Below are 14,711 nucleotides of genomic sequence, written 5' to 3' on the forward strand. Positions count from 1 at the left end.
CACTGCGTTTGCCTCCATTGATAATCTACGTTTCATACTTTTCTATCTTGCTATCCGCTTCATATAGCTTTTTCTTTAAGGTTGCGGCCTTACGTTTGATCCGTTTGGAAGTAGCTATTTCCAGGTGCTTGTTCAATCGCTTTATCTGGGCGCTTATAGCTTTGGTTACTGTAGAGTTAGCGCCTGTCTCAGCTAAGTCATACTTACCACACTGACGATCTTCTTCGATATTAAGCTGATCTATTTCCTTAAACAGCGTCTTACATTTCTGTTCCGTTGATGCCTTATAACGTTCTGCATTCTTTTTCCATACTATTTTATGTTGTTTTGCATCGGCACGAAACGTACTGCCATCCCAAAAATAATTTTCCATTTTAATATAACTATGGGCCATCAGAAACTCCAGCATCTCCCTAAATAAGACTTCTATTACTTCTTTGGCCTTACTGCTACGAAAGTTGTTAATTGTACGAAAGTCGAGACGGCTCATCCCGCTTAACCACATAAAGTGGATATCCTTGCTTAGCGCCTGCGCTATTTTGCGGCCTGTATAAATTTTAACACTATAAGCATATAAGAGCACCTTCAATAACATCCGAGGATGATACGCTGTTGTTCCTCCGCCTAAATATAGATCGATCAGATCGGTAAGATCCATAGACTCTACTACCTCATTCACTACGCGAACCAAGTGCTTTCCTCCGATTAACTCATCTAGTGAAGGAGGAAGTAATAAACCTTGTTGGGGACTATATGATTTAAATTTCCGAGAAGTGCTTATTTTTGCCATAGTATTTTTGATGTGGTAATTAAAAATACCAATCGGCCCTCTTTCTGCAAAGAAAAGGGCCGACCTTTTTGAGATCTGCCCTATTTCTTCGAACCTGACCTTTTTGGTCAGCCCCATTTTTATTCAATTTTCATTTATTACATAATATGTTAACCATCAACTTACCCAAGTTCGATTCCAGCTCTGCCATAACCTTAAATTCCATAACACTTATTCCTCTTTTATATTTATTTGGGTATTTATGGATAAAATTATGGATAACTTACAATTATATGGGTATTTTTGGGTAATTTTATGGATATGATAAATTCCGCAACATTAAATATTACTCCAGAAATCCTTTCACTTATTGCTGAAATTGATGAGTTTAAAGGTGCCTGGCGCGCTTTAGGACAGCTTGCCCCCGAACAGCTATCTTCTCTCAAAAAAGTCGCTACCATCGAAAGTATCGGATCATCCACTCGTATTGAAGGAAGTAAGCTTACCGACAAACAAGTAGAGGAGTTATTATTCAATCTTGAAATACAGAAGTTCACAACAAGAGATGAACAGGAGGTAGCAGGGTACTCTACCGTAATGAATCTGCTCTTTCAGAATTATGCTGAAATCCCGCTGTCTGAAAATTATATTCAGCAATTACATTCCCTCTTATTAAAACATAGCGATAAAGATTATTGGCACCGGGGTAGTTATAAAAAGTCTCCAAATCATGTAGAAGCATTTGACAGCACAGGTAAATCTCTCGGGGTTGTATTTGAAACAGCAAGTCCTTTTGAAACACCGATACGGATGCAGGACTTAATAGAATGGGCAACACATGCATATGCAATTAAGGACCTACATCCTCTACTGATAACGGCCATGGTAATAGTTGAATTTCTTGCGATACATCCATTCCAGGATGGAAACGGAAGGCTTTCCCGAATACTAACCACCTTTCTGCTGTTAAAAGCAGGTTATCAATATGTACCTTATAGTTCTCTTGAATCTGTGATCGAACAAAGCAAGGAAGGGTATTATCTTGCTTTACGTCAAACTCAGGGAACATTAAAAAGCGAAAGCCCTAATTGGCACCCATGGATTTTGTTTTTCCTCCGCGCTTTACAGCAACAAAAAAGGAGACTGGAGGTAAAAGTTGAAAAAGAAAACCTCCTTTTAATGCAACTACCAGAATTATCCCTTCAAATCTTACAATTTATACAATCAAGAGGAAAAGCAACTATCGGTGATATTGTAACTGTAACAAACGCAAATCGTAATACCATTAAAAAACATTTAGAGAACCTGGTTACTACCCAAAGACTTCACAAGAATGGAATTGGAAAAGGTACCTGGTACACAATTTAACTCATATTATGTGAGCTATTAATAGGTGAATAAGATAGCCTTATGATTTTTTCACATCCTGTCCTTTTTCTTTTAAACCAACTCTATAAACCGATCTAATGTGATCCCTGAATATAAAATAAAGCTTTTCACTGCTCTCTTCAAAGGCAGGCAAGATGTTTTCGCATTATACTGGGAAAACGGTGGTAAATCCGGCTACATGCCTGCTTATCATTTTGATCCATACCGGTATAAAGTGCATAAAATGAAAGGCGGTACGCTTAGTAATTTCCCTGAAAAAACATATCAACCATTAACAGAAACACAGATTTACAAACATTTAAACGGAAGCCATCTAATTGGCCTCTATCCTTTATTAACAGATGATACATCCTGGTTCATAGTAGCAGATTTTGACGAAGAGAACTGGATAGATGATAGCCGCAAGTTTCTGTTTCTTTGCAAGAAAAAAGGAATTCCAGCTTACCTGGAACGCTCCCGTTCCGGAAATGGCGCGCATGTCTGGGTATTCTTTGAGCAGGCCTATCCGGCAATTAAGAGCCGCAAAATAATGCTCACATTATTAACGGAAGCTCATATCATTTCAACATTCGATAAAAATTCCAGTTTTGACAGACTATTTCCCAACCAGGATTCACTTTCCGGAAAACCACTTGGTAATCTAATCGCACTTCCTTTTCATAAGCCGGCCATGGATAAGGGGAATAGCTGCTTCATTGCTCCCGAAACAATGGAACCGTATCCAGAACAATGGCAATTTCTTATAACCATACAAAAAGCACAGATAGCTACCCTGGATAATCTGTATGTTAAGTCAAACCCTTCTGAATTATCAATAAATAAGCTGCCCAATCAAGGCTTAACTATACATTTAAATAATGTAATCACTATTGCAAGAAATGGCTTGCCTGTTATTCTGATTAGCTATTTACGAGAAGAGCTGAATATTGCTAACACAGAATTCTTTATCCGGCAGAAGACAGGCAAAAGCACATATAAAAGCAAACGCTATTTCAAATTCATTGAAGAAACAAGCGATCATATTATTATTCCCCGTGGCTTTATCAGAAAACTTCTTGATTTTTGTAAGGAAAATAATATCGCCTATAAATTAGAAGATCAACGTAAACGACAACCCCATCAGCTTTACAGTTTTGAGGCAACGTTGCGGGATTATCAGCAAATTGGTGTTTCCGCAACAGAAAATAAGCATATAGGGGTAATAGTGGCACCTCCTGGTTCTGGTAAAACCCTAATAGGATTAAAAATAATTGCCAATAAACAGCAATCAGCTCTAATTGTAGTTCATAGAAAGCAGTTAATGGAACAGTGGGCAGAACGAATCACTACTTTTCTAGGCATTCCAGATCACGAGATTGGGAAAATCGGACAGGGAAAGTATAAGCCAGGAAAGCTAATAACATTGGCTACGATTCAAAGCCTTGCAAAAGCAATCTCTAATCAATCTAATAAGGATCTTACCAGCTCATTCGGAACTATCTTGATTGATGAATGTCATCATATTCCCGCCGAAACCTACTATACTATCATCCAGCAATTCAAAAGCTTTTACCAATATGGGCTTACTGCGACACCTTTCCGTAAATACAGCGATGGAAAACTTATCTTCATCCATTTAGGTGAAGTTATTGCAGAAATCGAAAACCATCAGGTAACAAGTTCTCCTCAGGCAACAATAATTATACGAGACACATCTCTGGATGTACCGTTTAACCAGAAAACTGACCGGTTTGAAACCTTGTCTAAAATCCTGGTGCATGATTCAACGAGAAACAATCTCATCCTAAAAGATATAATCAAAGAGCTTAGTAGCGGGAAACGTATCGTAGTGCTAACCGAACGTAAAGAGCATATTGATTCATTGCACCAATATCTGAAACAATCATATGAAACAATTACATTAAGTGGCGAGGATAGTGCAACCAGCCGTGATATCAAATGGAAACTATTAAAATCCGGAAATTATCAGGTATTGATAACCACAGGGCAATTTTTTGGAGAAGGAACCGATTTGGACAATGCTACGTGCCTCTTCCTTGTCTATCCATTCTCATTTGAAGCAAAGCTCATTCAATATATAGGCCGGGTGCAACGATCAGAAATAGTTCCTGTCATTTATGACTACCGGGATATTAGAATTGATTACCTGAATAACCTGTTTTTAAAACGAAATACTTATTACAGAAAGTTAATTCGCCAGAGATCGTTATTTGATGATCCAGTCCAAGAAGTTAAACCAGTAACTACACCCAACACAATTACTATAGAAAAAGAGGTTAAAATACCTATAGATGCTCTCGAATTCAAATACGGTGCCATAGGTTTCTCTTATATCTATAAGGAACCAGACGAGAAACTTGAATTTGAAATAGCGCATGAAGATATCAGACCAGAATTTGACGTATTGAAGCCGTATTTTATTAAAGTATTAAAAAGCAGAAACATCACAGCCTCAATATTTGCAGAACTGGAAAATGGAACGCTGGTATCACAATCCGCAGATTCAGCCGACATAAAGAAAATCAATAAAGAAATCATTGAAGGTGTGAGATTCAGATTTATGACAAAAGTAATCCTCAATAAGTCTTCTTCATCTGAACGAAATGTACTGGATATAACTCAGCTACAAGCAGGGCAATCACTTTATGAATCGGGAGAGGAATTGATTGCGGATATATTAAAGAATCCACAATTTAAGCATCAACAACAACTTCGCTATCTGGCAGAAAAACATGCCGGACATATATTGAAAATCCGCTTTGTACTTCAACCATTCTCGTTTGTATTTCTGATAGAAGGAGAGGAAATGTACCATATGATATTAGAAACCCTGGATACAGAGGAAGCCAGCTATATATGGTGTTTCGAAAAGCAGCGGTCGCTACTACCCATGTATTTAAAAGACTTAGACAAGCAGCTGGATATTATCAGACAACAAGGCAGACATGCATTCATTACTACTGCACCAGAAAATTTCAGCCGGATTGTTCATGACTATAGCAATGAACAGAAAGGCTTCATCACCTGGAAATATATGCTGGAAGAACGCCTGATATAGTAACTTACAATTCATATCATTCAAAAATCCCGAAAAATTATGAGTAAAAGTGAAAAAATGAGATACTTAAGGAATGCACCTACTCTATTTCCTCTTGAAAGCTATACAGCACAGCTGAAAATTATTATGGAAAATCAACCTTCCAGCCCTTCTCACAATTTCCTGGATGAACTTATTCAGCGTGACCGGTCAATTGCTTATGAAATGATAGCCCGGTTTGTTCCAATGGAAACGACTGCTGAAATATCAACTTTTCTAAAGGCATTTATTGCGGAAGAAAAAAAGGGAGACGATTATATTAGCGAAGAAGGTGAGGAAGCTGTTGAGAAAATTGCGAGAAGCCTTCTGGAGAGAGGTAGGGAATCAATCAATGCAAAAAACTACCTTACCGCTGCGGAAACTGCCTTTGCCGTTATCCTCGCCATTGAGCCCGAACTGTGTATGGTATTAGATGAGGGTTGGACTTACCAAATGATTATTATCGAATCCTTCGAATATTTAGATCAGATCGGTAAACTGCCATTAAGCCCGGATGTATTTGATTTATTACTGCAACAAACTACTAAGCATTTCAATAGCATACGTGAAGAAGATCGGTATGTCGATGATAAATGGAAAGAATTAATGCTTACATTCAAAAATGGATATACACAGTAATCATGAATACAGTACAGAGATGCTGCTAAAAATACTCAGATGCAAGGTGATAAAATCCAATCATTCAACATTTATACCAGTACTATCGTCGAATTTAATAGAATGCTGATCACGGGTTCCTGCTCTGATAGGGAGGGTTTAGGAATAGCCGTTACGGAGCTACTATATGACCTTTTGGCGGAATGGTCTGGGTATAACCAAACTTTACAACAGTGGACACATGCTGAATGGAAGGATTTTGGCAATATGCTGTTTATTCATGCGTATAATGAACCTGCATCCGTTATGCTTCAAATTGGTATCAACTGGGAGGGTATCTATTTACAAATGACCATTGAGGAGCAAGAGGTCTTTTTAAATTCTCTGCCGGAAAATGTAAAAACATACCATTTTAATTTATCTCAATTAGGCAAATTTGAGATAAGTGACGATAATAATGATTTCCTAATAATGTGGTCATACGAGAATTACTCTATAATTGATATTGCTACCAATGGCTGTAATGCTTTCTCACTGATGTATATGCTTTGCCAGGAACTTAACAAATTTGAAAATAAATGATATGGGTAACAGGTTTAAGAATAGCGAAGAAAGGATAGAACAGATATTTAAAAACAGTTTTGAAGACACTTCCAGGCGGCTTGAGACACTTTTGTTTTATAAATCATACCTGGAATCAAACTTAAAGTTGCCCCTTCACATTACCGGAATTGAAGATTTTAAATGGGAAGAATATTACATTTTCGGTCCGGGAGAAAAAGAGGAATACGAAACATTAAAGAAAACTCGTCCGTCTTATACTGACATATTCAATATGACAAGTTTTGATTCTTATTATGATGAAGACTATGGATTGTTTGCAAAAGTAACAAGGATTTCTGATAAAAAACGGTTTAAACTACCCCTGGTAGATATGAAGGCCGTAGATAAAAAATCGCTGGAATATCAGCTACTTGAAGACTATTCTATATGGGTCATTAATTATTAGAATAATGTCTGATTTATGAAATTGAGGATGCAATTACTATTACTTCTGACATAATTTATTAATAATCAATAACAGTTGGTTCCGGGTAGAGCGGATCGTTACCTCCCCGCTCCCCCACAGGTAGGGTCGAACAGTGGCGCATTAGACTGCAGTCTATGTTTCCACCACCTGCCACGTCAAACGCAGCGTGCGCATTTAACGCACTGCGCTTTCCTAATGACTTCTTATTAAAGTTTATTCGCCTATCGCGTTGGGGTTGCTTTCCGCGGGGATATATTAAAGTAGCTATAAATATTGTAGATAGCGCATAAACCCTTTGTACTCCATAAATTCCAACCGAAGCCTTTCAATCTTTTAGCTTTCATCAAATGACGACGGATTTTCCTGGTCAGCCTATCTTTTATATACCCAAACGTCTTACTGGAATGCCCTACCCCTAAAGTATTGAACCCAGCCTCTCAATATTGGATTTATAATATCCCGAACACGGGTTAATGGCTGTGATTCAAAACGCTTAAACACATCCCGTAGATAAAGAAACCCAATAGGCAGAATTCTCAAAGTCTTTGGCTAGTTTAAATAAGTTTTTCGCATTATCATTTTTCCCAAAAAAATCTCTCAAAATATCTACCGGGATTGCCTCTGCAGCGGTAATAATAGACTGTATGCTGCGACTGGATACGAGAGCCATTTGCTCTACTCTAATTTTTATTTTAGTATTGCCAGTTACTCCATAACGAAAGCCATCTTCCAGATTTTTATTTTTTGCGGTGGCCTCTATAAAAGCCATGTTCTTTAAAATAAAGTCAACTGTAATAAGCAAATAAGAAACAAATAAGTATAATAACCTCGTTAATCCTTCTCTTTTTAAAGGAGTAGAATGCAAATGAATTAGTATCTCCTTAATGTCAATTAGCAAGTGGTTAGCTCCAATAAAATCTAGAGCTTCTAAAATTCTACTTTTCGCAGATTCATTTTTCTGATACCAATTTGTTGTAAATCTTGTAAACTCATCTTTTAAAAGAGAATTCAATTTTTCTTCAGATAACCTATGAGAGGTAAGTGACTTAATCTTATTTAGAAAGTTACCATTTAGCACGGTCACTCCTCTTTTTTCCCCAAACTCTATTACTTCATCTCTTTTGTCCGTAGTTGCCACAATACACCTGTCGTAATCCAGTATATCCATTATACCTTTCGCAACAATAATTCTTTCAACAGCCGCGGGCTTAGCTTTGTTTTTAATGTCAACGTTAATTCTTTCTCTGCTGATAGGATTCGATCTATGATAAAGCCATAGGTCTATATCGGTAACCTCAACACCCTGAAACCGCAATTTGCTGCCCCTTATAACATAATAACCCAAGTCAAGAAAGTACAATCTTAATTGTTCTTCCATCACATCATTGTAGCCATTATTGATTCCCCTAGAAATTAGACTGTTTTGTGGGGGCCTCCTGGAACGCCTATTGGCAAGCATCTATAGCCTAATGGGGACTTGCAAGATGCACAATGTTAATCCTGGTGAACGGCTCGAAAATGTACTCTGTATAATCGCTGACTATCCTGTAAACCGGATCAAAGAACTACTTCCTCATATCTGGAAACCAAAGCAAAAGTAATCGACTTTTGTTTACCTACTTAGAAGCACTTGCTCTGAGGGATACGTAACTGATATATTCAACATCGTCCTGCTTATTGAACCTGAAGCGGTTTATAATAGTATTCTATCGGCTGTATCTGCATGGAAGGTAACCTGAGGCGTTTTGTTTTACATTCAATAAAAACACAGTTCATCAGCAGAGGGGACGATACACATTCCCGTTTTCTGATGGAATTCAGTTAATTTAAATGTTGGTCTCTGAACACATTTGGAGGAACACCAACCTCTTTTTTAAATAAACGGGAGAAGTAAGTTGGATTTTCAAAGCCTAATAGAAACGCTATTTCTGCAATGTTCTTATTATTTTGAATCAACAGGCTTTTTGCCTCAGCAATGAGGAAGATGTGAATATGTTCAAGCGCTGTCTTTCCGGTTTCCTGTTTAAGGAGGTCACTGAGATAACGCGGAGATATATTCAGCCGGTTTGCCATATAGCCGACGGTGGGTAACCCTTGTTCCTTACTGGCTGCGTCTTCAAAATACGAGTGAAGCAAATCTTTAAATCTTGAAGTTACCGCTCCGGTCAATTCTGTTCGGCTTATAAATTGTCTTTTGTAAAAACGCTGCGCATATTTAAGAAGGGTGTCCAGGTGACTGAGCAAGATCGACTTGCTGTAAATGTCAGTATTATTGCGGTACTCCTTATCCATTGTTTTGACCAGATTCCAGATGATATCTTCTTCCGAAGGAGTCAGAAATAACGCCTCATTAGCCTCGTAATCGAAGTAGCCATATTTTCTGATCTGATGGTGCAACTCAGAGCCTGTTAGAAAGTCTTCATGAATTAAAATAATAAAGCAATCATCTTTAAGCTTTATATTTTTAAAGGTGACCGTCTGCATTGGTTTGATGAAGGTCATTTTGCCCCTGTCGTGGTCATACTTAGTATGTCCGTATAAAATTTTCCCATCTTCGAGCTGTTGAAAACTGATGATGTAAAAGTTCCCGTTAAATACAATATCATCACCCCCACAATCCTCTTTGTTCCCAAAGGAGATGTTGATCAGTGGGTGTTCCGGTACTTTAAGTCCAATGACCCGGCTAAAGTCAATAATATGTTCAAAATGTTTCATTTTACTTGCTTTAAAATTAACGGAACCGCAAGGGTTCCGCTAATTCAGCTATTTAATTACCTTGCGCAGCGATGGAAACGTCCTGCCATTCTTCCCAGGTTTGCAAACGCTGCTGATAAACAGATTTGATCCACTGGAAACCAACCCTTCCCAGGATGAGCCTTAAAGGCGGATTCTCGGCATCCACCAGTTGAAGTACCGCTGATACGGTCGCTTCAGGTATTCCCCAGTCTTCTATCTTATTGCCTTCAGCTAAATAAGCCCTAACACCGTCATAAACGGGTAATGCCTTGCTTTCGATACCGGAAGTTGTGGCAAAGTCGGTTCTGTAGCCGTTGGGTTCAATAATACTCACTTTGATGCCAAAGCCACTGACTTCAGCCACCAGCGAATCACTGAGGGCCTCGACTGCGAACTTGGACGCACTGTATAAGCCTAAAGTTGGGAAGGACACAATTCCCAAGGCACTGGAAACCTGAATAATATGGCCTGAGTGTTGCTCACGCATGACCGGGAGAATTGCCTGCATCATCCAAAGCGAACCGTAAACATTCGTTTCAAACTGCCGGCGAACCTCCTCCTCCTTCAGCTCTTCAATCGCTCCTATATGACCATATCCTGCGTTGTTGATCAAGACGTCAATAACGCCAAAGTGTGATTTAGCTAAAGCTATCGCCTCAAAACATGCAAGTTTGTCCGTCACATCCACTTTTATAACAAGCAGATCTGCCGGAAACTGTTCGCTGAGTTCGTTGAGCGCGTCCGGATTTCTGACCGCTACGATTACCTGATCACCACGTTTTAAAAAAGCTTCAGCCCATATACGACCGAGACCGCGCGATGCGCCGGTGATGAAAATTGTTTTTGCCATTAGTTTACTAATTAATTCAAAACAAATTTCTGTTTTACGCAGCTTTTCAAGTGATACAAAAGTAGTAAATGATGTAACGGATTTACGTTATTCAGGGCAAAATGCATGGAGTTAATCCATATAAAGAAAGCCTCTTAGAGGTAGTTGTTGGTCAATTTCTGTGAAAGTGTTGACCCTGACGTTCCGCTTCTTCCCTTTCAGGACATCCTGAACATCGTCAATACATAGCAAAATAATCCGCGCTGGCGGAAAATTGAAGAAGATACAGGTATATGCAGACAAAGCTCCCCGACCTGCAGGAAGTCATTCGTAAACAGTGAAAACGGTTCTATGTTAGCAGCAACTCCTTCACCGTCTGATTCTCCGGCAAATTTTCCGCTACCACAATGACTTTACCGCCTGCAGGCAACGCTGTTGCTTTATAATGCCAATCTATTCTGTTCCGGCCCAAAACTGCCTGACCGCTTTCTGTGATAACACCCTCAGCGTCTATTACCTTTACTTCCACTTCTGCTACCCGGAACTCATTTTTGGCTGTCACTACAACATCTTCGCCTTCTAACCTGATGTTCTGGACTTCAGGACTGCGGTAAGCATCCTTCACCGCCATATTGTAGGCATTCTGGCCGGGCCCTGCCAGCGACTCATAGTAGGCCTTTATCTCGGGATCGGCCATCAATCGCTGCGCCCTTGCCGAAGCAATGGTCATCTTATGCCTGGCTTCTAACTGCTTTTGTGTAGGTTTTTTGGTGGAAGGACCGCGTTTCGCCGCCATAATGATCTGCCCATTCCGTTCGTAGATGGTGAGTTGCTTGCCGAGGGTTCCCCGTACAAGCTGCATGAGAATATTGTCTGTAACAATGGCCATAAAAAGGATTTGAGGTTATAAATACTAAGCTTACTGTCTTAGTGCCATTAAGATACAACAATTATACTAATTGGATACCAAAATAGCATTTAGATAATATTTATAGGTCACTTCAATATCCATTTGATATATAAATAACCTTTAGATATCCTCTTAATGACCTTTTAGTACCCTTATGGTAAGCCGACCACAAGCAGACAGTAAGCCGACTATAACCTATCCGAACACTGCAGAAAGATTATTTAACTCGTGTAGTCTACTATTTTGATGTGCTTGGTACTTGTATATGGATTAGCGATCGCCAGCCTGGGGTCCAACGTTCTGTATGCGATATTTCATTTTAACTGGCGGCTTATTGGTAAACACCTACCTCCATTGAGGTCGGCCGACATGTGTCCGTCATCTGATTGATGGTATCTATCGAACCACTTATACGTGGCAATGTAGCCTTGTCATCTTTTTTAATAGCCAGGCATCCCAGCATTCATGATTTATAAAAGCTCCCGCGATAAAAAGGATGTTCCTGTTACCTTTCAAATTCATTAACTTATTCTTTCGAATAAAATTAAAATGCCCTACCGATAACATCCTTTTAGTTTCAAACAGAAAACCTTAATATTCAAATTGCCACCTGGTAAATACCAAATGCGCCTGAAGCAATAGTTCCCGATGACCTTCGGAAATTAGATGTATTATTCGATTATTATGAGCAAGATGATTTATTAAGCGGCACCTGCTGGCACCATTCGAGAACTTACCACTACTGGCCACTTGGCGAAAGCCGGAGATAAGATAATACATTTCACTGGTTGATGATGATATTCAATATGGGGTTAGACCTTCATTTTGCTTTTTTGTGCCCTAAATCATTTTTACAAAATAAACTAACAGCAAAAGATAAATAATCACGTCCGTTATCATCGTCTGAGCCCGCGATGGTACGGGATCTTAATAAAATTTCGTTGAACCCCTTAATTTAGTTTCTTTCTAACAATGTATTAAGTTGATTTCGACCTTTGTTCACTATCTCTATATAATTCGGCTCTGTAGGATTCCATTTTTTCATTTCAGTTAATTCATGTTCAGTCGGATTGTAAAATTCAAGAAATGTTTTCCCTCCATGATGAGATAAATATCCTTGAAGTTTCATTCTGGATGATATTTTTGTTCCTGATCCATCATAGACACTAAACGCAAACTTCTCATACTTGCTGATGGTGATTCTTTTAAGCTGCATTACACTATCGATTCGGACATTAATGGTCTCCAAATCTGTTGCTGAAGAATCTTCATTCAGCTCAATAAAATACCATCCACAATTTTGGGGATTGATAAAAATATTCACAGTGTTATTTTTAGCTTTGAAGCTGCAACAACTGAAAATTACTGCTATTATAAAAGCGTTTATGATATTCTTAATATTGCCAATCATTTAAAGTTGTTTTACTTACTTTGTTATTATCCTGATACAATTTATTCATTTGAATATAACCTTTTTGTGCCTGTGCTTGTCTCTGGTTCATTCTCTGTATAAATTCTGGAGCAATTAAAGGCGTCCCTTTCTCACTTGCAGGAGTATTCATTGAAAGATCGGTATTGTAGGATAAAAGTATGCAATTGCATTATATTTTCCTCCAATATAAGCAGGCAACCCAATTTATTCCCTTTACCAAAACAAATCTATGACACATAATTGTCACACCAAATCACACACGGTTATGGTAGTTTTTTAATCGTCATTCTGTCAGTAATGGCAGGCATTTCGGAACATTCGCCATATTTTCTTTCATCCTTTTTCACCTTTCTTTTCTATTTTGTTCATGAGTGTCAATAGGCTACAATTAGCATGACACACAGGGCTGGTAGACGGAAATTATCTTCGACATGTGTAATCTGTTGTGCATTGGCTCTGGGCTGGACATTATTTGTTAGCTTTTTGTTGTTATCTTCATCAAAAGTTTTTCAATCAGTATTTGCGCTGGCTTGACCGGCCGCTATTCCCGTACTTCGTTGTTAAATGATTGTATATTTATATTAACTATCATGATAGATCTATCTCATGCTGAGAATCAAATTCAATGTGTCACAAATTTTCAAGACCTTGTTTCTACGCCATTTAGTGGAGAAATTAATGCGATTTGTTGGACTCGTAAACTAATAGGTGATTTTTCTGAGATTGTTGATAAGGTTGCGCTAAGCGGAAATATAACGGCAATTGAACAAGAGGAACTTCGTGAACTTCAGTTGAGTGAACAAGGGCAACTTGCCCGTGAAATTCTTTTAAATGACCTGAAGGTATTGAAAGCTCATGGCGCATCGCCAATCCTTAATGTGATCAAGTACTATGATCGGGATGATACCTACCCTTTTTTTCCAACCGATGTTTATTCTTTTCATGTAGATCGCTCTCCTATACCAGTCGATACCTTTTTATGTACTTACTATGGCGAGTCGAGTGAAATATTGCCAAATTCACAAGGCAAAAAGAAAGTACTTATTCCAGAAATACGTGATGAACTCAAAAAACTATATCATGGAGCAGATGAAGGTTTTGAATCATTCTTAAGTGAACATTTCTTTGATCTACACTATCAAGCTGCACCTAATGCACGTCCTATAAGCTTAGGCCTTGGTCACCTATGGAGGTTGGCGGTTGATCATCCTGAAAGTCAAGTTCCTCCTTGTCTTCACCGTGCGCCAAAGGAAAAATCCGGACAGAATAGGTTATTGATGATCTGTTGAACACAGATCCTTTATAGCAAGACGATTAAAATGGAGAATACAAGTATTTAAGTGAATTGACATTTAACGGCGACAGTCTTTCATTAAAACTATGACTGCGATACAAGCCTAGCTCATCGATAATTACAAATAGAACTCCGGGTACTACAAAACTATGAATCTCAATTCTTTGTAGCACCCAATTACAAAGGCGATATAATTCAGAGACATCGTTTCACTAACTACATCCTATTAATTTTTGCCTATATTTCTTTAGTGTTCTGTTCGATCAGTGCCGCCATCGTTGAATTAAAGGTCGTTAGATCTGTTCCCAATTTGTTAAAAAAATCAAGATCCACAGTTTCTACACAGATAATGGCTTTTTGTAGTACCATTTCTCCATCCGGGGTCAATTTGATAGTCTTCGCCCTGGTATCTGTCGGGTGCTCATGGCGGGTGATGAATTTCTTCTCTTCCAGTGTCCTTAATACCTTTGATACCATCATCCTGTCTGCATTGCCCTGATTGGCTATATCAACCTGAGTAACCCTATCACTTTCCCTGGATAACCAGGCTAGTGCACAGAGCAATACGAACTGAGTATGCGTCAGGTCCAAAGGATCCAAGACACGCTTTTGTTTCCTCTGCCATAAC

16 protein-coding genes are annotated in these 14,711 nt (G+C 38.6%); 7 read left to right on the forward strand and 9 right to left on the reverse strand.

Annotation, left to right across the window (positions count from 1 at the left end; all coding sequences use genetic code 11):
• Positions 1-25: 25 nt before the first annotated feature.
• Positions 26-907: a transposase gene (locus F3I09_RS07780; protein WP_149694477.1), complete on the reverse strand. Its 882-nt coding sequence runs from the start codon at positions 905-907 to the stop codon at positions 26-28.
• 183 nt (positions 908-1,090) lie between these two features.
• On the opposite strand from F3I09_RS07780, the gene F3I09_RS07785 reads away from it, so the two are divergent.
• The 5 genes from F3I09_RS07785 (at position 1,091) to F3I09_RS07805 (ending at position 6,861) form a co-directional block, all read left to right on the forward strand.
• Entirely contained in the window at positions 1,091-2,137 is a 1,047-nt protein-coding gene (locus tag F3I09_RS07785) for a Fic family protein (protein WP_149694478.1), read from the forward strand.
• Positions 2,138-2,237: 100 nt separating this feature from the next.
• Positions 2,238-5,216, forward strand: coding sequence for a DEAD/DEAH box helicase (locus F3I09_RS07790; protein WP_223233169.1), 2,979 nt, complete (start codon positions 2,238-2,240; stop codon positions 5,214-5,216).
• Between the two features lie 39 nt (positions 5,217-5,255).
• Complete coding sequence (locus tag F3I09_RS07795; protein WP_149694479.1) at positions 5,256-5,873, forward strand: hypothetical protein; 618 nt, start codon at positions 5,256-5,258, stop codon at positions 5,871-5,873.
• 39 nt (positions 5,874-5,912) lie between these two features.
• On the forward strand, positions 5,913-6,434 hold the full coding sequence (locus tag F3I09_RS07800; protein WP_149694480.1) for a hypothetical protein: 522 nt from the start codon (positions 5,913-5,915) through the stop codon (positions 6,432-6,434).
• 1 nt (position 6,435) lies between these two features.
• On the forward strand, positions 6,436-6,861 hold the full coding sequence (locus F3I09_RS07805; RefSeq protein WP_149694481.1) for a hypothetical protein: 426 nt from the start codon (positions 6,436-6,438) through the stop codon (positions 6,859-6,861).
• Between the two features lie 417 nt (positions 6,862-7,278).
• Here F3I09_RS07805 and F3I09_RS34725 read toward each other — a convergent pair whose 3' ends face one another.
• Together F3I09_RS34725 and F3I09_RS07815 are read right to left on the reverse strand one after the other, a co-directional pair.
• Complete coding sequence (locus F3I09_RS34725; protein ID WP_188133726.1) at positions 7,279-7,383, reverse strand: group II intron maturase-specific domain-containing protein; 105 nt, start codon at positions 7,381-7,383, stop codon at positions 7,279-7,281.
• The gene (locus tag F3I09_RS07815; protein ID WP_149694483.1) at positions 7,376-8,260 is read right to left on the reverse strand and encodes a hypothetical protein; all 885 of its coding nucleotides are present in this window, start codon (positions 8,258-8,260) and stop codon (positions 7,376-7,378) included. The genes F3I09_RS34725 and F3I09_RS07815 overlap by 8 nt, the downstream gene beginning before the upstream one ends.
• A 91-nt stretch (positions 8,261-8,351) precedes the next feature.
• Between F3I09_RS07815 and F3I09_RS34730 the strand changes: the two genes are divergently transcribed.
• Complete coding sequence (locus tag F3I09_RS34730; protein WP_149694484.1) at positions 8,352-8,483, forward strand: transposase domain-containing protein; 132 nt, start codon at positions 8,352-8,354, stop codon at positions 8,481-8,483.
• A 220-nt stretch (positions 8,484-8,703) separates the two neighbouring features.
• On the opposite strand, the gene F3I09_RS07825 is transcribed toward F3I09_RS34730, so the two are convergent.
• From F3I09_RS07825 to F3I09_RS34015, 5 genes are all read right to left on the reverse strand, one after another.
• On the reverse strand, positions 8,704-9,597 hold the full coding sequence (locus tag F3I09_RS07825) for an AraC family transcriptional regulator (protein ID WP_149694485.1): 894 nt from the start codon (positions 9,595-9,597) through the stop codon (positions 8,704-8,706).
• 52 nt (positions 9,598-9,649) lie between these two features.
• Complete coding sequence (locus F3I09_RS07830) at positions 9,650-10,468, reverse strand: SDR family NAD(P)-dependent oxidoreductase (RefSeq protein WP_149694486.1); 819 nt, start codon at positions 10,466-10,468, stop codon at positions 9,650-9,652.
• Between the two features lie 328 nt (positions 10,469-10,796).
• The gene (locus F3I09_RS07835) at positions 10,797-11,336 is read right to left on the reverse strand and encodes a hypothetical protein (protein ID WP_149694487.1); all 540 of its coding nucleotides are present in this window, start codon (positions 11,334-11,336) and stop codon (positions 10,797-10,799) included.
• A gap of 976 nt (positions 11,337-12,312) precedes the next feature.
• Entirely contained in the window at positions 12,313-12,768 is a 456-nt protein-coding gene (locus F3I09_RS07840) for a hypothetical protein (protein ID WP_149694488.1), read from the reverse strand.
• Entirely contained in the window at positions 12,752-12,919 is a 168-nt protein-coding gene (locus F3I09_RS34015) for a hypothetical protein (RefSeq protein ID WP_188133728.1), read from the reverse strand. The genes F3I09_RS07840 and F3I09_RS34015 overlap by 17 nt, the downstream gene beginning before the upstream one ends.
• A gap of 460 nt (positions 12,920-13,379) precedes the next feature.
• Between F3I09_RS34015 and F3I09_RS07845 the strand changes: the two genes are divergently transcribed.
• Positions 13,380-14,078, forward strand: a complete 699-nt coding sequence (locus F3I09_RS07845; RefSeq protein ID WP_149694489.1) for a hypothetical protein — start codon at positions 13,380-13,382, stop codon at positions 14,076-14,078.
• 242 nt (positions 14,079-14,320) lie between these two features.
• Here the strand turns inward: F3I09_RS07845 and F3I09_RS07850 are convergent, their stop codons facing one another.
• Positions 14,321-14,683, reverse strand: coding sequence for a MarR family winged helix-turn-helix transcriptional regulator (locus tag F3I09_RS07850; protein WP_223233170.1), 363 nt, complete (start codon positions 14,681-14,683; stop codon positions 14,321-14,323).
• Positions 14,684-14,711 lie beyond the last annotated feature (28 nt).

The sequence above is a fragment of the Chitinophaga sp. CF418 genome (assembly GCF_900142925.1).
In the GTDB taxonomy this organism is placed as follows: Bacteria; Bacteroidota; Bacteroidia; order Chitinophagales; family Chitinophagaceae; genus Chitinophaga.